This is a genomic window from Bradyrhizobium sp. cf659, from assembly GCF_900113725.1.
Taxonomy (GTDB): Bacteria; Pseudomonadota; Alphaproteobacteria; order Rhizobiales; family Xanthobacteraceae; genus Bradyrhizobium.
On the sequence record NZ_FOQJ01000001.1, the window covers coordinates 978,974 to 998,097 of the forward strand.

The 19,124-nt window shown below is 64.9% G+C and carries 15 protein-coding genes; 8 read left to right on the forward strand and 7 right to left on the reverse strand.

The genetic code is table 11. From position 1 onward, the window contains the following. Positions 1 to 5 precede the first annotated feature (5 nt). Entirely contained in the window at positions 6 to 2,315 is a 2,310-nt protein-coding gene (locus tag BM118_RS04905) for an NADP-dependent malic enzyme (protein ID WP_092182735.1), read from the reverse strand. A gap of 246 nt (positions 2,316 to 2,561) precedes the next feature. Here BM118_RS04905 and BM118_RS04910 point away from each other — a divergent pair, with 246 nt between their 5' ends. Next, entirely contained in the window at positions 2,562 to 4,535 is a 1,974-nt protein-coding gene (locus BM118_RS04910) for a hypothetical protein (RefSeq protein ID WP_177234020.1), read from the forward strand. A 236-nt stretch (positions 4,536 to 4,771) separates the two neighbouring features. Here BM118_RS04910 and aspS read toward each other — a convergent pair whose 3' ends face one another. Continuing rightward, complete coding sequence (aspS, locus tag BM118_RS04915; protein WP_092182739.1) at positions 4,772 to 6,544, reverse strand: aspartate--tRNA ligase; 1,773 nt, start codon at positions 6,542 to 6,544, stop codon at positions 4,772 to 4,774. A gap of 197 nt (positions 6,545 to 6,741) precedes the next feature. On the opposite strand from aspS, the gene BM118_RS04920 reads away from it, so the two are divergent. The 6 genes from BM118_RS04920 (at position 6,742) to rnd (ending at position 14,241) form a co-directional block, all read left to right on the forward strand. Then, a complete protein-coding gene (locus BM118_RS04920) occupies positions 6,742 to 8,217 on the forward strand; it encodes a protein adenylyltransferase SelO (RefSeq protein ID WP_092182741.1) in 1,476 nt (491 codons plus the stop codon). A gap of 451 nt (positions 8,218 to 8,668) precedes the next feature. After that, on the forward strand, positions 8,669 to 9,520 hold the full coding sequence (locus BM118_RS04925) for a phosphodiesterase (protein WP_092182743.1): 852 nt from the start codon (positions 8,669 to 8,671) through the stop codon (positions 9,518 to 9,520). A gap of 1 nt (position 9,521) precedes the next feature. After that, on the forward strand, positions 9,522 to 10,472 hold the full coding sequence (locus BM118_RS04930; RefSeq protein ID WP_177234021.1) for a carbohydrate ABC transporter permease: 951 nt from the start codon (positions 9,522 to 9,524) through the stop codon (positions 10,470 to 10,472). Beyond that, the gene (locus BM118_RS04935) at positions 10,469 to 11,338 is read left to right on the forward strand and encodes a carbohydrate ABC transporter permease (RefSeq protein WP_092182747.1); all 870 of its coding nucleotides are present in this window, start codon (positions 10,469 to 10,471) and stop codon (positions 11,336 to 11,338) included. Before BM118_RS04930 ends, BM118_RS04935 begins: the two co-directional genes overlap by 4 nt. Positions 11,339 to 11,349: 11 nt before the next feature. Continuing rightward, on the forward strand, positions 11,350 to 12,681 hold the full coding sequence (locus tag BM118_RS04940; protein WP_092182749.1) for an ABC transporter substrate-binding protein: 1,332 nt from the start codon (positions 11,350 to 11,352) through the stop codon (positions 12,679 to 12,681). A gap of 411 nt (positions 12,682 to 13,092) precedes the next feature. After that, positions 13,093 to 14,241: a ribonuclease D gene (gene rnd, locus BM118_RS04945; RefSeq protein WP_092182751.1), complete on the forward strand. Its 1,149-nt coding sequence runs from the start codon at positions 13,093 to 13,095 to the stop codon at positions 14,239 to 14,241. A 219-nt stretch (positions 14,242 to 14,460) separates the two neighbouring features. Here the strand turns inward: rnd and BM118_RS04950 are convergent, their stop codons facing one another. The 5 genes from BM118_RS04950 to BM118_RS04965 all read right to left on the reverse strand — a co-directional run bounded on the left by BM118_RS04950 (position 14,461) and on the right by BM118_RS04965 (position 18,003). Then, entirely contained in the window at positions 14,461 to 15,843 is a 1,383-nt protein-coding gene (locus BM118_RS04950) for an aspartate aminotransferase family protein (protein WP_092182753.1), read from the reverse strand. Positions 15,844 to 15,986: 143 nt separating this feature from the next. After that, positions 15,987 to 16,160, reverse strand: a complete 174-nt coding sequence (locus BM118_RS41195; protein WP_177234022.1) for a hypothetical protein — start codon at positions 16,158 to 16,160, stop codon at positions 15,987 to 15,989. Between the two features lie 35 nt (positions 16,161 to 16,195). Next, positions 16,196 to 16,759: an isochorismatase family protein gene (locus tag BM118_RS04955; RefSeq protein ID WP_092182755.1), complete on the reverse strand. Its 564-nt coding sequence runs from the start codon at positions 16,757 to 16,759 to the stop codon at positions 16,196 to 16,198. A gap of 25 nt (positions 16,760 to 16,784) precedes the next feature. Continuing rightward, positions 16,785 to 17,405, reverse strand: coding sequence for a GNAT family N-acetyltransferase (locus BM118_RS04960; protein WP_092182757.1), 621 nt, complete (start codon positions 17,403 to 17,405; stop codon positions 16,785 to 16,787). After that, positions 17,392 to 18,003, reverse strand: coding sequence for a hypothetical protein (locus tag BM118_RS04965; RefSeq protein WP_092182759.1), 612 nt, complete (start codon positions 18,001 to 18,003; stop codon positions 17,392 to 17,394). The genes BM118_RS04960 and BM118_RS04965 overlap by 14 nt, the downstream gene beginning before the upstream one ends. A 74-nt stretch (positions 18,004 to 18,077) precedes the next feature. Between BM118_RS04965 and BM118_RS04970 the strand changes: the two genes are divergently transcribed. Continuing rightward, positions 18,078 to 19,118: a LysR family transcriptional regulator gene (locus tag BM118_RS04970; protein ID WP_092182761.1), complete on the forward strand. Its 1,041-nt coding sequence runs from the start codon at positions 18,078 to 18,080 to the stop codon at positions 19,116 to 19,118. Positions 19,119 to 19,124 lie beyond the last annotated feature (6 nt).

Below are 19,124 nucleotides of genomic sequence, written 5' to 3' on the forward strand. Positions count from 1 at the left end.
CGATCTTACGTAAACAATGTCGGCTGCTGCCGCGCCGCGCGCTCCTGCGCTTCGACGACGGCGACCGCGGTCATGTTGAGGATGCCGCGCGCGGTCACCGAGGGGGTGAGGATGTGCGCCGGCCGCGCCGGGCCGATCAGGATCGGACCGACGGGCAGCGCGTCCGCGAGCGACTTGATCATCTGATAGGCGACGTTGGCGGTGTCGAGGGTCGGCATGATCATGATGTTGGCCTCGCCCTCGAGCTTGGAGTGCGGCAGCACCATCTTGCGCGCAGCGGCCGAGAGCGCGGTATCGCCCTGCATCTCGCCGTCGGCCTCGATCTCCGGATGCTTCTCCCTCAGGAGCTGGGTCGCCCGCCGCATCTTGCGCGAGGATTCGGTGTCGTAGCTGCCGAAATCGGAATGCGAGACGAAGGCGATCTTCGGCTTGATGTTGAAGCGCTGGACGTGGACCGCCGCGAGCGAGGCGATCTCGGCGAGTTCTTCCGCGCTCGGATTGGGGCGAACCTGCGTGTCGGCGATGAAGAAGGCGCCCTTGCTGGTGATCAGCAGCGCCAGCGCCGCATAGTCGCTGATGCCCGGCGAAAAGCCAACGATCTCGCGGACATGACGCAGATGGCTCATGTAGCGGCCCTCGACGCCGCAGAGCATCGCATCCGCCTCCCCGCGCGTCACCGCGAGCGCGGCGATGACGGTATTGTTGGTGCGCACCACCGTGCGCGCCGCATCCGGCGTCACGCCGCGGCGGCCGGCGACCTCGACATAGGACTGCACGTAGGATCGGTAGCGCGGATCGTCCTCGGGATTGACGAGGTCGAAATCCTTGCCGGCCTTGATCGACAGGCCGAAGCGCTTGATGCGTGCCTCCACCACGGACGGACGACCGACCAGGATCGGCGTCGCCAGCTTCTCCTCCAGCACCACCTGCGTGGCGCGCAGCACGCGCTCGTCCTCGCCCTCGGCATAGATCACGCGCACCGGCTGGGTCTTGGCCTTGGCGAACATCGGCTTCATGACGAGGCCGGAGCGGAAGGCGAAGCGCATGAGCTGCGCGGCATATTCGTCGAAATTGGTGATGGGACGCGTCGCGACGCCCGACTCCATCGCGGCCTTCGCAACCGCCGGCGCCACGCGCAGGATCAGCCGTGGATCGAACGGGCTCGGAATAAGCGAGCCCGGACCGAAGCCGCCCATCTCGCCGGTGTCGACCCCTTGCGCCACCGCATCCGACGGCGCCTCGCGGGCAAGCTGCGCGATGGCCTCGACGGCGGCGTGCTTCATCTCCTCGTTGATGGCGCTGGCGCCGACGTCGAGCGCGCCGCGGAAGATGAAGGGAAAGCACAGGACGTTGTTGACCTGGTTCGGATAGTCCGAGCGGCCGGTGCAGATCATGGCGTCGGGGCGCACCTTCCGCGCTTCCTCCGGCATGATTTCGGGCGTCGGATTGGCGAGCGCCATGATGAGGGGCTTGTCGCCCATCGCCTTGGCCATCTCGGGCTTGAGCACGCCCGGTGCCGACAGCCCGATGAAGATGTCCGCGTCGCCGATGACGTCGGCGAGCGTGCGCTTGTCGGTCTTCTGCGCATAGACCGCCTTCCAGCGGTCCATCGAGGTGTTGCGGCCCTCATGCACGAGGCCGTCGATGTCGCATACCCAGATGTTCTTGCGCTGCGCGCCCATCGACACCAGAAGATTGAGCGTCGCGATGGCCGCGGCCCCTGCCCCCGAGGCCACGATCTTGACGTCCGAGAGCTTCTTGCCGTTCAGCCTGAGGCCGTTGGTAATGGCGGCGGCGACGATGATGGCGGTGCCGTGCTGGTCGTCATGGAAGACCGGGATCTTCATGCGCTCCTTCAGCCGCGCCTCGATCTCGAAGCACTCCGGCCCGCGGATGTCCTCCAGATTGATGCCACCGAAAGTCGGCTCGAGCGCCGCCACGGTCTCGACCACCCGGTCGATGGTGTCGGCGGCGATCTCGATGTCGAACACGTCGATGCCGGCAAACTTCTTGAACAGGACCGCCTTGCCCTCCATCACGGGCTTGGAGGCCAGCGGGCCGATATTGCCGAGGCCGAGCACCGCGGTGCCGTTCGAGACCACAGCGACCAGATTGGCGCGGGTGGTCAGCGTCGCGGCCTCGGCCGGGTTCTTGGCGATCTCGGTGCAGGCAGCCGCAACGCCCGGAGAATAGGCAAGCGCGAGGTCGCGCTGGTTGGCAAGCGGCTTGGTCGCCTGGATCTCGAGTTTGCCGGGGCGCGGCAGACGATGATAGGCGAGCGCCGCCTGGTGGAGGTCATCAGAATAGGACGACATGCGGTCTCTTGCCTCGCGTTACCGGCCTCAAACTACGTTGTCCTGACCGGTCTGTCGCGGGTTGCGGTATTCCGGGTCATGGAAACGGGATGAAGCACGGCCGGCGCCCCGGTGGCAACATCCGATTACGCTCCCATCAACAGGCCGCGCGGTCAAATATTTGAAAACCATAGCTTTCCCTGGACCGCCCTGCGCTTTGCGAATATGGCAGGTTGCGCAGTGCAAAACGAGCAACTGGAGCTGAGAATGAAGCGGATCCTGATCGGCCTGATTGCTCTCGCCGTGCTCGCCGCGGGCGGATGGTTCGGCTTCGACCTCTATGCCAGGCATCGCGCCACCGCGGAGATCGAGGCCGTCTTCGACCGGATCCGCAGCCAGGGCGGCAAGGCAAGCCACGGCAAGGTGGCGTTCGACCTGACAAGCCGGACGCTGACGATCGAGGACATTGCGGTCGATCCCGCCGGGCAGCCACAGGCGCATGTCAAGATCGCCGGCATCAAGGGTGTGGGCGTCCGCCAGGCCGATGAGACCCGCTTTGCAGCCGACAGCATCGAGATCTCCGGTTTCGAGGTCGCGCTGGACGAGGTCGGCCCCGGGAAGCTGAAGACCTCCTACAATGTCCCGCAGATGATCGTGCGGGATTACGCGGGCCCAGTTCACGCCCAGAATGCGCCGGCGTCAGGCTCCCTGATCGACTTGTACCGATTTGTGCTCGATCAGTATGCGAGCGTGACCGCATCTTCAATCGCGGCCCCGACCCTCACCGTCGCCTTCGATGCCGGCAAAGGCGCCGCCGGCAGCGGCGAGGTCGTCTATTCGGGTCTGGCGATCCAGAAGCTCGGCAAGGGCAAGGTCGACGCGATGAAGGCCGACCGCGCCACCTTCACGATCAACGTGGAGCAGGCCGGCAAGGCGGACAAGCTGACCGGTGAGATGTCCGACATCATCATCAATGAATTCGACTCGACCGCTATCGCCGCCGCCCTCGATCCGCAGAAAGCCAACGACGACAGCTACCATCGCGTTTACGGACAAATGTCGAGCGGCACTTATGTGGCGACGTCGACGCAGGGCATACGGATGCAGGTCGATGGCATCGCGATCGCCGATATCGCGGTCCGGCCGTCGAAATTCCGGCCGGCCGAGATTCTCGCACTGCTGCCGACGGACCGCTACGGTCAGCTGACCCCGGCGCAATCGCGCGAGATGATGGAGAAGCTCGCCGGCCTCTATGACGGCCTTCGCGTCGGCAAGATCGATATCGGCACCATGTCGATGACGACTCCGCAAGGGACGCCCCGGCTCAGGGCGATCAGGTACCAGGAGGGCGAGTTCGCGCTCGAAGGCCTCGATGCGCCGACGCCGCAAGGGCAAGTGAAGATGGAGCGCTTCGCGCTCAAATCGCTCAGCCTCGCGAACCTGATGCGTTGGGCCGCGAGCCTCAGCAATCCCGGGCAGGCGCCCTCGCCCGATCAGATGCTGGGCCTGTTCCGGGTGCTCGAAGGCGCCGAGATCAAGGGCGTGGTCTCGCCCTACAAGAGCACGCGGCAGCTCGTCACCATCGATACGATCAGCCTGAACTGGGGCCAGCTGGTCGGATCGATCCCGAGCAAGGCCAATCTGGTCGTGAAGATGGTCGCCCCCACCGATCCGGCCAATCCGGCGCAGCGTCCGTTGATCATGGCCGGCATCGACAAGCTCGCGATCGATCTCAATCTCGGCGCGGCCTGGACCGAGTCGTCCGGTGCCTTCGCGCTTACGCCGGCGACGATCGAGCTCGGCAACCTCGCCAAGGCGCAGGCCCGCTTAGCGCTCGCCAATGTGCCGCGCGGCCTGTTCACCACGACCGACCCGATGGAGGCCATGAGTGAGATGGCGCAGATCGAGACCGGCGCGGTCGAGCTCTCCCTGCGCGACAGCGGCGTCGTCGATCTCGTCGTGGCGCAGTTCGCACGGATGCAGAGCGTCAGCCGCGACGCCGCTCGCAGCGCCATCGTCGAGATGATCCGGGCGCAGGGCGAGAAGATCGCAGCCTCCAATCTCGATGCCAAGGCGGCGGTCGACGCCCTCGCCGGCTTCGTCGAGACGTCAGGGCAAACGCTCACCATCAAGCTGACGCCGCTCGGCAAGGTGCCGGTGCTTCAGCTCATGGATGCTCTGAACAGCGAGCCGATCGTCGCGCTCGCGCAATTCCGGATCGAGGCGTCGACGGGGCTGTAGGCCGCGCGGAGAATGGCAGTTGGAATAGCGAAAATCCCTCCCCGTCATTGCGAGCGAAGCGAAGCAATCCAGAGTCCCTCCGCGGAAAGATTCTGGATTGCTTCGCTGCGCTCGCAATGACGACGTGGAGACACCTGACGCTATATCAATCAGATCGACTCGCGGTAACTCCCCCTCACCCGCCTCGCATCTTCGATGCGAGGCGGCCACTCCCCGCGAGCGGGAGAGCGAAGAGATCACTTCTGCGGCAGGTTCACCCGCACATGCAGCTCGCGGAGCTGCTTGGTCGTGGCTTCCGACGGCGCGCCCATCAAGAGGTCCATGGCCTGCTGGTTCATCGGGAACAGCGAGATCTCGCGCAAATTCGTGGTGCCACACAGCAGCATCACGATGCGGTCGACGCCCGCAGCCATGCCGCCATGCGGCGGCGCGCCGTACTGGAAGGCGCGGTACATGCCGCCGAAGCGCTCGACCACTTCCTGCTCGCCATAGCCGGCGATCTCGAACGCCTTCACCATCGCTTCCGGCACGTGGTTGCGGATGCCGCCGGAGGCGATCTCGTAGCCGTTGCAGGTGATGTCGTACTGGAACGCCTTGATGGTCAGCGGATCCTGGCCCTTCAGCGCCTCGAGGCCGCCCTGCGGCATCGAGAACGGGTTGTGCGAGAAGTCGACCTTCTTGTCGTCCTCGTTGTACTCGTACATCGGAAAGTCGACGATCCAGGCGAGCTCGAACCGCTCCTTGTCGGTGAGGTTCAATTCCTCGCCGACCTTGTTGCGGGCAAGGCCCGAGAACTTCCAGAACTTGTCGGGATCGCCGGCGACGAAGAAGGCGGCATCGCCTTCCTTGACGCCGATCTGCGCGCGGATCGCAGCGGTGCGCTCAGGCCCGATATTGTTCGCAAGCGGACCGGCGCCCTCGCCGCCCTCACGCCACATGATGTAGCCGAGGCCCGGCTGGCCCTCGCCCTGCGCCCACGAATTCATGCGGTCGCAGAACGCGCGGCTGCCGCCGCCCGGTGCCGGGATCGCCCAGACCTGGTTCTTGGGGTCTTCGAGCATGCGCGCGAACACCTTGAAGCCCGAGCCGCGGAAATGCTCGGAGACGTCCTGCATCTCAATGGGATTGCGCAGGTCCGGCTTGTCGCTGCCGTATTTGCGCAGCGCTTCGGCGAACGGAATCCGGCGCCAGTTCTTGCTCACCGGCTTGCCCTTGGCGAACTCCTCGAACACGCCGGTGATCACAGGCTCCATCGCCGCGAAGACGTCCTCTTGCGTGACAAAGCTCATCTCGACGTCGAGCTGATAGAACTCGCCCGGCAGGCGGTCGGCGCGCGGGTCCTCGTCGCGGAAGCACGGCGCGATCTGGAAATAGCGGTCGAAGCCGCTCATCATCAGCAGCTGCTTGTACTGCTGCGGCGCCTGCGGCAGCGCGTAGAATTTTCCCGGATGGATGCGCGAGGGCACCAGGAAGTCGCGCGCGCCTTCCGGCGAGGACGCGGTCAGGATCGGGGTGTTGAACTCGAAGAAGCCCTGCCCCTCCATGCGCCTGCGCATCGACTTGATGATTTCGACACGCGTCATGATGTTCTGGTGCAGCTTCTCGCGGCGCAGGTCGAGGAAGCGGTACTTCAGGCGGATGTCTTCAGGGTATTCCTGGTCGCCGAACACCGGCAGCGGCAGGTCGCCGGCCGGCCCCAGCACCTCGATCTCGCTGACATAGATCTCGACCTTTCCGGTCGGCAGATCGTCATTGTCGGTGCCTTCAGGGCGGCGGCGGACCTTGCCGTCCATCTTGACCACGAATTCCGAGCGCAGCTTCTCGGCGAGCGAGAACGCCGGCGAATCCGGGTCGACCACGCACTGGGTCAGGCCGTAATGGTCGCGCAGGTCGATGAACAGGACGCCGCCATGGTCGCGAACGCGATGGACCCAGCCCGAGAGGCGGATCGTCTCGCCAATGTTGCTCTCGCGGAGCGCGCCGCATGTATGTGACCGGTAGCGATGCATGGTCGTCCCAAAATCAGTGTCGGAGGAAGCGAATCGAACGGCTGAGGTGGCCGGTCCGAAAGTTGCGGCAGGGTTTACCCGACGAGACCCAAGGCGGCAACCAAGGGAACGGCCTGTTTTGGGCCCGGAAGGCCCATTTTTGGCCGATCCGGCCTCAAGCCTTTGCCATCAGGCGTTCCCCGCCTATCTTTACCTCCATGACCGTTCATTTCCCCTTCCAGAACTCCTACTCGGCACTGCCGGACAGCTTCTTTGCCCGGGTCGCGCCGACCCCGGTTGCAGCCCCCCGGCTGATCAAGCTGAACCGGCCGCTGGCGGTCCAGCTCGGGCTCGACCCTGATATCCTGGACACCCCTGAGGGCGCCGAGATCCTGGCCGGGAAGACGGTTCCTGATGGAGCCGACCCTATCGCCATGGCCTATGCCGGCCACCAGTTCGGGCAATTCGTGCCCCAGCTCGGCGACGGACGAGCGATCCTGCTCGGCGAGGTCATCGACCGGGACGGCGTCCGCCGCGACATCCAGCTCAAGGGCTCGGGCCCCACCCCGTTCTCGCGCCGCGGCGACGGCCGCGCTGCGCTCGGGCCCGTCTTACGCGAATACATCGTCAGCGAAGCGATGCACGCGCTGGGCATTCCGACCACGCGCTCGCTTGCCGCCGTCGTCACCGGCGAGCACGTCATCCGCGAGACCGCGCTGCCCGGCGCCGTGCTGACCCGCGTCGCCTCGAGCCATATCCGCGTCGGCACCTTCCAGTTCTTTGCCGTCCGCCGCGATACCGACGCGATCCGCCGGCTCGCCGACCACGTCATCGCCCGCCACTACCCGGAGCTGCTCGGCACCGAGCGGCCGTATCACGCGCTGCTTGCCGGCGTCGTCGCGCGCCAGGCCGAACTCGTCGCGCGCTGGCTGCTGGTCGGCTTCATCCATGGCGTGATGAACACCGACAATTCTTCGATCTCGGGCGAGACCATCGACTACGGCCCCTGCGCCTTCATGGATTCCTACAACCCCGCGCAGGTGTTTTCCTCGATCGACGAGATGGGCCGCTACGCCTATGCCAACCAGCCGCGCATCGCGCTGTGGAATCTGACCCGGCTCGCCGAGTGCCTGCTGCCGCTGTTCGGCGAAGAGCAGGACAAGGCGGTCGAGCAGGCGCAGGAGATTCTCGGCGCGTTCCCCGAGACATTCAGCAAGGCCTATCAGGCGGGCCTGCGCAAGAAGGTCGGCCTGTTCACCGAGCGCGACGGCGACGAGGCCCTGATCCAGGACCTGCTCGATGCCATGGCGAAGAACCAGGCCGACTTCACCCTGACCTTCCGCAGGCTGGGTGACGCCGCCGGCGATCCGGCCGCGGACGACGCGCGCGCAGAGTTCATGGACCCCGCAGCCTTCGATGAGTGGGCCCGGCGCTGGCGGGAGCGCCTCGCGGCCGAGCCGCAATCCACCGCCGAGCGGCAGACCGCCATGAACGCCGTCAACCCGATCTTCATCCCGCGCAACCATCGCGTCGAGGCCGTGATCCAGGCCGCCGTCAACGATGACAACTACGCGCCGTTCGAGGAATTGGTGAAGGTACTGGCGAAGCCGTTCGAGGACCAGCCGGACTACGCGGCCTACGCCGATCCCCCGCTGCCGGATCAGCGCGTGTTGCAGACATTCTGCGGGACGTAGCGAAGGCTGCCGACTTCACAGGGGCCGACGTGATCACGCAACTCGCAGACGACTTTCGGTTCTCGGGCCCTGCGATGGACCTCTGCACCTGACGGTTCGGGTCGCGGACCTTGCCGAACGCTTCGGCTTTGCGGTGATCCCGTGGGAAGACGACGGGCTCGGAATGTTAGACGGCTTTCGTCGCCTTCCTCATCCCACCGAACGATGCCGCGTCGAATTTCTGCGGGTCGACGGGATCGTAGCGTGATCACTTCAACCATTTCGATCTTTCGCGGGATCGGCAAGCTCGCTACCGCACCGCGAGACAGACCGGTTGACCCCGTCCGCCTTTTCGACCGACAATTTGTCGCGTCGGCAACCACTGTCATCAAACTGAAACACTCTCACTCTAACCGGCTGGCGGGCCGTCTTGCCGGAGGCGACCGTCCTCCCAGAGACGTGACACGCGCGCATGCCATTCAAATTCATCCACCTCACCGACACGCATCTTGCGGGCCCGGGCCAGCAGCTCTATGGGCTCGACCCGCGCGCCCGACTGGACGCTGCGATTGCCGACATCAACAGGCACCAGTCCGACGCTGCCTTCGCGGTGGTGACTGGCGACCTCACCCATTGGGGCGAGCCTGAGTCCTACGCCAATTTCGCAAACGCCATGGCCGCGCTGAAGATGCCTTACATTGCCATGGTCGGTAACCACGACAAGCGCGTGGCCTGCCTCGACGGCCTGAAGGCCGCGCCGCGCGATCCCAATGGCTTCGTGCAGGGTACACGCACCACCGAGCACGGCCTGTTCGTGTTCCTGGACACGCTGGACGAGACCAGCCATGCCGGCGAGATGTGCGCCAAGCGCCTCGGCTGGCTCGCGAGCACGCTGGCCGCAGCGCCGGCCGATATGCCTTTCGTCGTCTTCATGCATCATCCGCCCTTCCCGGTCGGCGTCCACGCGATGGACGAGATCTCGCTGGCGCAGAGCGCGGAATTCGCCGAGGTGATCGCGCCCTATCGTTCGCGCATCCGCCACCTCTTCTTCGGCCATGTGCACCGGCCGATCTTCGGCAGCTACGGCAAGATCCCGTTCTCGACGCTCCGCGGTACCAACCACCAGGTCTGGTTCGAGCTCGACGGTGCCGCGACCGACCATCTCGCCAGCCACGAGCCGCCGGCCTATGGCGTGGTGCTGATCGACGAGGAGAACCTGGTCGTGCACAGCCACGACTTCCTCGATGAAAATCTGCGCTTCCCCTTCGCCGCACCGGCGGGGATGGACGACCGCGACTATGCGCTCAACTTCCCGGCGCGGTGAAATGAGCCTCGCTGAACCCGCGGCTCTCCCGGTCGCGGCAACTGCGCCGCCGCGTCTGCTTCTCCTGAAGCGGTTCTCCGCCCGCTTCAAAGCCTCGCTACCGGCCTATCTCCTGCTGCTGCCCTCGCTGATCTTCCTCGCGCTGTTCACCTACGGCGCGATGGGGCGCGTCATCATCGACGCGCTGTATCAGCGCGCGACGCCCAAGGCGCCGGTCCGCTTCGTCGGCTTTGAGAACATCAACGCGGTGCTCGCCGACCCCGCCTTCACCGGCGCGGTCGTCAACAATCTCATCTACGCCGTCGGCACCGCGATCCCCAGCATCGGCCTGGCGCTCTTGTTTGCGCTGGCGCTGTCGCGCACCAACGCCGTGAACAGCGTGCTGCGCGCCGCGCTGTTCCTGCCGGTGCTGATCCCGATGGTCGCAGCATCCGCGCTGTTCCTGTTCATCTTCCTGCCGAATGTCGGCCTGCTCGACTATTACATCGGCCGCCTGCTGCCGGTGCTGCCGAACTGGCTCGGCGATTCCGACATCGCGCTCTACGCGATCATGGTCATCACCATCTGGAAGAACGCCGGCTATTACATGCTGTTCTTCCTGGCCGGCCTCCAGGCCGTGCCCGAGGACGTGATGGAGGCGGCGCATCTCGACGGCGCGGGACCATGGCAGCGGCTGCGCCACATCATCCTGCCGGAGCTTAAGCCCACCTTCCTGTTCGTCACCGTCATCGCGACCCTCAACGCGGTCACGCAGGTCGACCATGTCTTCGTCATGACCAAGGGCGGGCCGTCCAACGCGACCAATCTCGTGCTGTTCTACATCTACCAGCAGGCCGTCGAGCACTACGACATCGGCAAGGCATCGGCCGCCACGTTGCTGACGCTCGCCGCGCTGATGGGCCTCACCGCGCTCTCGTTCCGGACGATGGCGAACCGGGAGGGCGGGCCATGAAACTGATCGACCGGCTGTTCAAGGACGCCCCGCTCGCCACCCGTGGCGAGATCACGCCGAAGCTCGGCTTCGCACTGACCGTGCTGCTCGCGATCATCTGGCTCATCCCCTTCCTCTGGATGTGCGTTGCGACGCTGCGCCCTGCCTCGGACGGGATCAACGCCATGGCCGAGCTGATGCCGAGCCTGAAGCCGACGCTCGACAACATCAGGGATGCCTGGGAGATCGGCGATTTTCCGCGCTACGCCCTCAACACCACCATCATCTGCACCGGCATCCTGCTGGTCCAGTTCGTGACGATCACGCTCGCCGGCTTTGCCTTTGCGCGGCTCAAATTCGCCGGCAAGACGCTGATCTTCTACCTGTTCCTGATGCAGCTGATGCTGGTGCCGGTGCTGCTGATCGTGCCGAATTTGAGCCTCGTGGCGCAGCTCGGTCTCTACGACACGCTCACCGGCGTGATGATGCCGTTCTTCGCCTCCGCCTTCGGCACCTTCCTGATGCGCCAGGCGTTCGAGGCGATTCCGACCGAGCTCGAAGACGCCGCCCTGATCGACGGCGCCAGCCTGTTCCAGCGCATCCGCCACATCTACGTGCCGCTGTCGATGCCGAGCTTTTCCGCCTTCGCCATCATCTCGGTCACCAGCCATTGGAACGACTTCCTGTGGCCACTGATGGTGATCAACTCGCCGGACAAGCGGCCGCTCACGGTCGGTCTCTCCGTCTTCACTGCAACGGCGGAAGGCACCCAGGCCTGGGGCACCATCGCCGCCGGCACGCTGATGGTGATCGCGCCGCTGCTCGTCACCTTCCTGATCTTCCAGAGGCGCTTCATCAGCTCTTTCGTCACCTCAGGCATCAAATAGGAGATTTTCCGATGCTGTTTTCCCGCAGGCTCATGCTCGGCCTCGCCATGGCAGGCACTATGGCAGGTGCGCTCGCCTTCCCGGCGCTGGCCGAAGGTCCGACCGAGATCGACCTGTTCTTCCCCGTCCCCGTCGACGGCAAGCTCGCCCGCGACATGAGCACCCTGATCAAGGAGTTCAACGAGACCCATCCCGCCATCAAGGCGACTGCGGTCTACACCGGCTCCTATGACGACACGCTGATCAAGACGCGCGCCGCGATCAAGGCGGGCAAGCCGCCCTCCGCCGTGATCATGTCGGCGAACTTCCTCCTGGACATGCAGATCGAGAACGAGCTCACCAATCTGGATTCCCTGATTGCCGCCGACGGCACCACCAAGGAACAATTTCTGGGCCAGTTCTTCCCGGCGCTCCAGGGCAACGCGGTGATCAACCGCTCGGTCTATGGCGTGCCCTTCCACAACTCGACGCCGCTGCTCTACATCAACGCCGACCAGGCCAAGGAAGCGGGCCTCGATCCCAACAAGCCGCCGCAGACCTGGGCGGAGCTGACCGACTGGGCCAAGAAGCTCACCAAGCGCGAGGGCGACAAGGTGACCCGTTGGGGCATCGCGATCCCCTGCGCCTACGACTATTGCGGCTGGATGATGGAAACGCTCACCATGAGCAATGGCGGGCGCTACTACAACGAGGAGTTCGGCGGCGAGGTCTATTACGACACGCCCTCGATGCTCGGCGCGCTGACCTGGTGGAACGACCTCGTCAGCAAGCACAAGGTGCATCCGCCCGGCGCGACGCCCGGTCCGGCCGTCAGCACCTCCTTCATATCCGGCAACGCCGCGATGATCATGCTGTCCACGGGCTCGCTGACCTATGTTCGCGACAACGCCAAGTTCGCCTACAAGGTCGCCTTCATCCCGCGCAACGTCCGCAACGCCGTGCCGATCGGCGGCGCCTCGCTGATCGTTCCGGCAGGGCTCGAGGCCGACAAGCAGAAGGCCGCCTGGACGCTGATCAAGTGGATGACCTCGCCCGAGAAGAGCGCCTGGTGGAGCCGCGCCACCGGCTATTTCGCGCCCAACATGGCCGCCTACAAAACGCCTGACATGGTCGAGTTCCTGAGCAAGAACCCGGACGCCAAGACCGCCGTCGAGCAGCTCGACGTCGCCAAACCCTGGTTTGCGACCTACAAGACCGTGCCGGTGCGCAAGACGCTCGAGGACGAGGTGATGCTGGTGCTGAACGGCAAGAAGCAGCCGAAGGAGGCCCTCATCGCCGCCCAGAAGGCCGCCGACGAGACGCTCAAGCCGTACAACGCCGAGACCTCACTGAAGCTGCCCTGAGGCGCGGTCGCACTCGCAAACAAGCTTCGGCGCTCCGTCATGCGGGGCGCCGAAATCGTTTCGGGCGGTCCGGCATTAACCCCCCGTCCACCATCCGGCCCGGCCCGCCGCCGGTAACCACGACAATTAACAGACCCTCAACGCACTCCCGACAAGTCTAACGGTCCTTGGGGGGGATTTTGCCGTGGATCTGTTGGTTTTCGAGTTCCTGGGACTGGCCTTGGTCGCCATGTGCGTGCTGGTGGTGGCGCTGCCATGCGCCCGGAAATCCTCGCAGCGGGTCCGTTACGAATAGGATTTCGCCGGAAAAGAGCGATTCCGGCCCAAATGCAAGGGTCGAATTCGCTTAGAGCCCCTTGACATCACAGCGCTTTCGGCAGAACGGCTGATATCAAGTGTCATGGGCCGCTCATGGATTTGATTACCACCACCGCTGACCTCGCGGCTGCCTGCAGCCGGCTGGCCAAGCACCCCGTCATTACTGTCGATACCGAGTTCCTGCGCGAAACCACCTACTACCCGCTGCTGTGCGTGGTGCAGATGGCCAGCGCCGAGGAAGCCGTGGTCATTGACGCCCTCGCCGTGGGCATCGACCTCAAGCCGTTCTTCGAGCTGATGGGCAACGAGGGCGTGCTGAAGGTGTTCCACGCCGCCCGCCAGGACATCGAGATCATCTGGCACCAGGCCAACATCATCCCGCACCCGGTGTTCGATACCCAGGTGGCGGCCATGGTGCTCGGTTATGGCGACAGCATCGCCTACGACCAGCTGGTCGAGAAGGTCACTGGCCACCGCCCGGACAAGACCCACCGCTTCACCGACTGGTCGCGCCGCCCGTTGACCAAGGAGCAGATGCATTACGCGGTGTCCGACGTCACCCATCTGCGCGACGTCTTCGCGGCACTCGACGCCGACCTCAAGAAGCGACGCCGCAGCGAATGGGTCTCGATCGAGATGGAGGTCCTGACCTCGCCCAAGACCTACGACTTCCACCCCGAGCGTGCCTGGGAGCGGCTGAAGACGCGGGTGCGCAAGCCGAAGGATCTCGCGGTGCTGATGGAGGTCGCGGCCTGGCGCGAGCAGGAGGCGCAGAGCCGCGACGTGCCGCGCGGCCGCGTGCTGCGCGATGAGGCCATCAGCGATATCGCAACGCATGCGCCGAACACGCTGGAGAAGCTCGCCCATCTGCGCTCGGTGCCGAAGGGCTTTGAGAAGTCCAAATGGGGTGCGGACATCGTCGCCGCGGTTGAGCGCGGCTTGGCACGGGATCACGCCACGCTGCCGAAGCTGGAGAAGCCCCGCAACAATTCCAACGGCGCAGCCATCGTCGAGCTCTTGAAGGTCCTGCTGCGGATGACCGCGGAGCGCCATGCGGTCGCAAGCAAGGTGATCGCGACCGTCGACGATCTCGAGGAGATCGCAGCCAGTGACGAGGCCGACGTGCCGGCGCTACGCGGCTGGCGCCGCGAGCTGTTCGGCGATGCCGCACTGAAGCTCAAGCGCGGCGAGCTGGCGCTCGCGATCGAGAAGGGCCGCGTGATCGGGGTCCAGCGGGCTTAGGCGCGTGGTCCCTCCCCGCGGTCGTCCTGGCGAAAGCCAGGACCCCCGCGCGAGCGCCTAGCGCTCGTCGCGATACCCCAGGGAGGCGTTTGGCGAAGACTCGCCGCCCGGTACCCATACCAACCCCATCGATGAATCACGCGGTATGGGTCCTGGCTTTCGCCAGGACGACACCGGTGGATGTGGTCTGCTCCTCCGGCCACACCGACACGCTCGATCCTACGCCGGCGTCAGCTTCGCCACTTCCGCCTTCATGTCGTTCAGCACGCCCGATATCGCCGCCACCAGCTCGTCGATCTGGGTCTTCGTGACGATCAGCGGCGGGCAGATGGCGATGGCATCGAGCATGTTGCGGGAGATCACACCGCGCTCCTGGAGCATGCGGCTGGCAATGCCGCCGACGGCGCCGGGTGTCGCCGCGGCCGTCTTGCGCTGCTTGTCGAGCACGAGCTCGAGCGCGGCGATCATGCCGACGCCGCGGACCTCGCCGACCAGCGGATGGCTGGCAAGCTCACGCAGCTTGCCCTGCATGTAGGCGCCGAGTTCGGCGGCATGCGCAACCAGGCCGCGCTCCTCGATGATCTTGAGGTTTTCCAGCGCAATGGCCGAGCCGACGGGATGACCGCCCGCGGTGAAACCGTGGCCGAGCACGCCGATCTTGTTGCTCTCGTCCGCGATCGGCTCGAACATGCGATCGTTCAGGATGATCGCCGACAGCGGGAAATAGCTCGACGTGATCTGCTTGGAGACAACGATCGCGTCCGGCTTGATGCCATAGGTCTCGCAGCCGAACATCTTGCCGGTGCGGCCGAAGCCGCAGATCACCTCGTCGGCGACCAGCAGGATGTCGTACTTCTTCAAGACCGCCTGGATCTTGTCCCAATAGGTCGCCGGCGGCACGATGACGCCGCCCGCCCCCATCACCGGCTCGCCGAAGAAGGCTGCGATCGTATCCGGCCCCTCCTTCTGGATCAGCGCGTCGAGCTCCTCGGCCCGGCGCGTGGCGAACGCCTCCTCGCTCTCGCCGGGCGCGCCGTCCTTGTAGAAGTGCGGCGAGCCCGTGTGCAGGATGTTCGGCAGCGGCAGGTCGAACGAGCGGTGATTGTTCGGCAGGCCCGTGAGGCTGGCCGACGCGATGGTGACGCCGTGATAGGCGCGCAGGCGGCTGATCACCTTCTTGCGCTGCGGCTGACCGAGCGCATTGGAGCGATAGGCGATCAGCTTCAGGACGGTGTCGTTCGCCTCAGAGCCGGAATTGGTGAAGAACACCTTGCTCATCGGCACCGGCGCGAGCGCCACCAGCTTCTCGGCGAGGTCGATCGAGGGCCCGTGCGATTTGGCGGAGAACGTGTGGTAGAACGGCAGCGCCTGCATCTGCTTGTGCGCCGCCTCGACCAGGCGCTTCTCGTTGAAGCCGAGCCCGACGCTCCACAGGCCCGCCATCGCCTCGAAATAGCGTTTGCCCGATGCGTCAAAGACGTAAGGGCCCTCGCCGCGCTCGATCACCAGGGGACCGGCCTGCTGATGGGTGCGCGCGTTGGTGTAGGGATGGAGCTGGTAGGCCACATCCCGGGCCTCTTGCGAATTCGGCAGCATGGACATTTGCGAAAGATCCTCAAGGTCGCCACATCGCCGGCACGGCCAGCGTCATCACTTGGCTATTGCGACAACGCAGAACTTGCAACGCCAATTCGTCGGCAGCAAACGCTCAGCAGCGTTGCACAAAGCCGCAGACGGAACAGCTCTCAGGCCGCGCTGTCGTCATCGCCATCGTCGGCGGCAGCAGCAGCGGCTTCCCGCACCTCCACCAGCGCCATCGACAGCAGATAGACCGTCGTGGGCAAGCCGACGCGGCGCGCCGTCTCGACGGCCCGCGACAGGTCGCTTGCCAGCTCCTTGAGCTCGTCTCCCCGTGACAATGTCCCACCCCATCTATCCGCCGATCGCGGCCCAACTACACCGCGACGGCGCCGCTGGTTCTGATCAGTTCGGCGCTGGGTTGGATTGTAGCAAAGTTACTGACGACATTCACTACCGCATGCTTGTAGGCGGCAGCATCGCCCGCGCCCGGCTGGCGGCAGGCCACGGCGTCGGCCACCACCTGATAGCGATGGCTGCGGTGAAACCCGTCGATCGCAGTGGCGAGGATGGTCTCGTCCAGGGAGAAGCCGATCAGTACACAGCGCACATTGCGGATATTGGACATGTAGTCCACAAACCGCGCCGAGCTGTAGGCCGAGGGCAGCGGGTGCTCGAACGTCATCTCGCCGGGCCGCGGCTTGGTCTCCGCGATCCAGTCCGTCAGCCTGGATGCCGGATTGAACCAGGCCGCCTGGGCGATGCGCTTCAGATGCATCACCGGCCAGAGATTGTCGCGCCACAGCGCCAGGAGTTCCAGGCAGCGCGCGGTGGCGGCCTCGCCGTCGAGGATGACGTGGCGACGCCCCGGGGTCAGATATTCGATCTGGAGATCCGCGCAGACCAGGATGGGCGGATCATCGGTGATGGAAGCCAGCATAATCTTGCGCAGAGCTGCACCAGTTTCAGCGATCGGCGAGCGCGAGGTCCCGCAGCGGCGAGGTCACCGCCCGCCCGGCGGAGGCGTCGAGCACGCCCGGCCGGTCCCAATCGCCTTCGGGACGGATGATCACGTAAGGGTCGCTGTCCAGCGTGATGGCGTCCGGCCCCGGCTCGATCTCCAGCAGCATTTCCGTGTAGGAAAAATCCGAGAAGGTGATCTTGCGATTGTGGCCGAGCGGCTTGGCGCCGAAATGGGCCCAGAAATCGACCAGCCGGTCCTGCGCCTGGCCGTAGATCTTGCGAAACCCCTTGCGCTTCACGTAGTCGACGCTCGCCTGCACCAGCTTGAACGAGACGCGCGAGCGCCGATATTGGTGTCGCACCGCGAGCCGCTCCACCTTGGCGAAATCGCCGAAGAAGCGCACCCGCAAACAGCCCGCAGGCTCGTTGCCGACATAGCCGATGAAATGCGCGGCCACCATGTCGTTGCCGTCGAACTCCTCTTCGAACGGACAATCCTGCTCGGCGAGATAGACCGCCGAGCGGATCGCGGTGACAAGCATGAGATCGTTGGGATCGCGCGCAAGGCGGATGGTGACGGCGCGGGAGTCGGGCTTCGCGAGGGGAATCCTAGTACCGTGCATCTGCAAAACTCCTTGCTTGGATGATCGCGCCCGGCATGCGCATCGGCCGCCGGTGCCATGGGCGCTCGTAGCACCACAGGTCGGGTTGGAAGCTCGGGACCGGCTCGAAGCCGGTCGCCCTCATGATGTCGCGTCCGGCCACGGTTGACGGCTGCGCATAGCAATCCGCGTCGCGAAATCTTAGCTGTCGCAGGTGGGCCGCGGCCTTGCCGAGACCAGCGATGCCGCGGCCCGTCGCCGCAATGGCCCAGATGTAGATGGCAGCAACCTCCTCCTTCGCGGAGGCAAGATAGTGCGTCTCCGGCGCGGTGAGGCAGATCTCGTCGAGCAACAACGCATCGTGTCCGCGGTCGCTCAGAAACAAAAAGGCCATGCCACCGAGCAGCTTGCCGTTCCGGCTGAAGGTCAGGATGCTCTGAGGATCGAAAGTGAAATATTTCGCCAGTTCCGCCGTCCCGATCTGCACGCCGGGCACCAGCCGGCGCGCCATCTCGGAAAGTGTCGCAATTTCGGAAAATTGCGCGCAACGGACATCGACGTCCGGACTGAGCGGCAGCGCGTCGAAATCATGCCTTGCGGCAAACGAGCCCCTTTCCATAGCCAGATCGCCCCTCTATCGTTTGCGGCTTTCGTGCCCCGCTATGTCGAGCTTAGCGGCTGGGGATCAGGAGTATGCAGCAGTTATTGCACCGGGGTGCTGCGATGATGCAGCACCGTGAAGAAGCCCTGGACGCGTCCTGGGACGATTTGAAACTATTTCTAGCGTGCGCAAAATATAAAAGTTTTCGCAACGCCGCCGAAGAACTCGGCCTCACCTCAACGACGCTGATGCGCCGGATCGACCGGCTCGAAGAGAGCATCGGCTGCAAGCTGTTCCTGCGCGACCAGAGCGGGCTCACGCTCAGCGACGAAGGCACCGCGATGATTGCCGACGTCGCGCATATGGAGCGTCACGCCTTCAACGTCTTCCGGCGCGCATCGCGCTCGTCGAACGATACGTCGGGCACCGTGCGTGTCGCAGTGACGGAAGGCCCCGGCAATTTCTGGATCCTGCCGCGGCTGATCGATTTCCAGAAAACCTATCGCAAGATCACCGTCGATCTGCGCTGCGCGATGGAGCAGGCCGACGTCGCGCGGCTCGAGTCCGATATCGCGATCCAGCTCGAGCCGCCGACCAACCCCGATCTGATCGTCGCAAAGCTCGGCCGTCTCCACATCTACCCCTTCGTCTCCAAGGAGTACGAAAGCCTCTACGGCCTGCCGACGACGCTCGCCGAATTGAAGAACCACCGCATCATCAAGCAGAGTGCTCCGCAGGTCGACGACGGGGCCTACGCCCGCGTGCTCGGGCTCAAATCGCTCGAGGGCATCGTCGGAATCAAGACCAACTCCTCGGTCGGCGTACTCTACGCGGTTGAGCGCGGCGCCGGCATCGGCTTCCTGCCGACGGTGTCGATCGCGCTCGGCGCACCGTTCATTGCCGTCGATCTCGGCGTGAGCCACCACGCCGACCTGTGGCTCACCTATCACAAGGAGTTTCGCGACTCCGAGCGCCACAAGATCGTGATCGACTGGTTGAAGAAGATCTTCGATCCCAGGACTTATCCCTGCTTCCGCGACGAGTTCATCCATCCGAACGCACTGGTGCCGATGATGACGGCCGCGCGCGAAGGCTTTGGGCTCGCCGGTTACATCGCAGCGACGCCGACGTGAGCGCGT

Bases quoted from the DNA above. Each gene is read 5' to 3' on its own strand.
- BM118_RS04925 (WP_092182743.1), top strand. From the start codon at position 8,669: ATGCCATTCAAATTCATCCACCTCACCGACACGCATCTTGCGGGCCCG.
- BM118_RS04920 (WP_092182741.1), top strand. From the start codon at position 6,742: ATGACCGTTCATTTCCCCTTCCAGAACTCCTACTCGGCACTGCCGGAC.
- BM118_RS04955 (WP_092182755.1), bottom strand. From the start codon at position 16,759: ATGCTGGCTTCCATCACCGATGATCCGCCCATCCTGGTCTGCGCGGAT.
- BM118_RS04935 (WP_092182747.1), top strand. From the start codon at position 10,469: ATGAAACTGATCGACCGGCTGTTCAAGGACGCCCCGCTCGCCACCCGT.
- BM118_RS04905 (WP_092182735.1), bottom strand. From the start codon at position 2,315: ATGTCGTCCTATTCTGATGACCTCCACCAGGCGGCGCTCGCCTATCAT.
- BM118_RS04970 (WP_092182761.1), top strand. From the start codon at position 18,078: ATGCAGCAGTTATTGCACCGGGGTGCTGCGATGATGCAGCACCGTGAA.
- BM118_RS04960 (WP_092182757.1), bottom strand. From the start codon at position 17,405: ATGCACGGTACTAGGATTCCCCTCGCGAAGCCCGACTCCCGCGCCGTC.
- BM118_RS04940 (WP_092182749.1), top strand. From the start codon at position 11,350: ATGCTGTTTTCCCGCAGGCTCATGCTCGGCCTCGCCATGGCAGGCACT.
- aspS (WP_092182739.1), bottom strand. From the start codon at position 6,544: ATGCATCGCTACCGGTCACATACATGCGGCGCGCTCCGCGAGAGCAAC.
- BM118_RS04950 (WP_092182753.1), bottom strand. From the start codon at position 15,843: ATGTCCATGCTGCCGAATTCGCAAGAGGCCCGGGATGTGGCCTACCAG.
- BM118_RS04965 (WP_092182759.1), bottom strand. From the start codon at position 18,003: ATGGAAAGGGGCTCGTTTGCCGCAAGGCATGATTTCGACGCGCTGCCG.
- BM118_RS04910 (WP_177234020.1), top strand. From the start codon at position 2,562: ATGAAGCGGATCCTGATCGGCCTGATTGCTCTCGCCGTGCTCGCCGCG.
- rnd (WP_092182751.1), top strand. From the start codon at position 13,093: ATGGATTTGATTACCACCACCGCTGACCTCGCGGCTGCCTGCAGCCGG.
- BM118_RS04930 (WP_177234021.1), top strand. From the start codon at position 9,522: ATGAGCCTCGCTGAACCCGCGGCTCTCCCGGTCGCGGCAACTGCGCCG.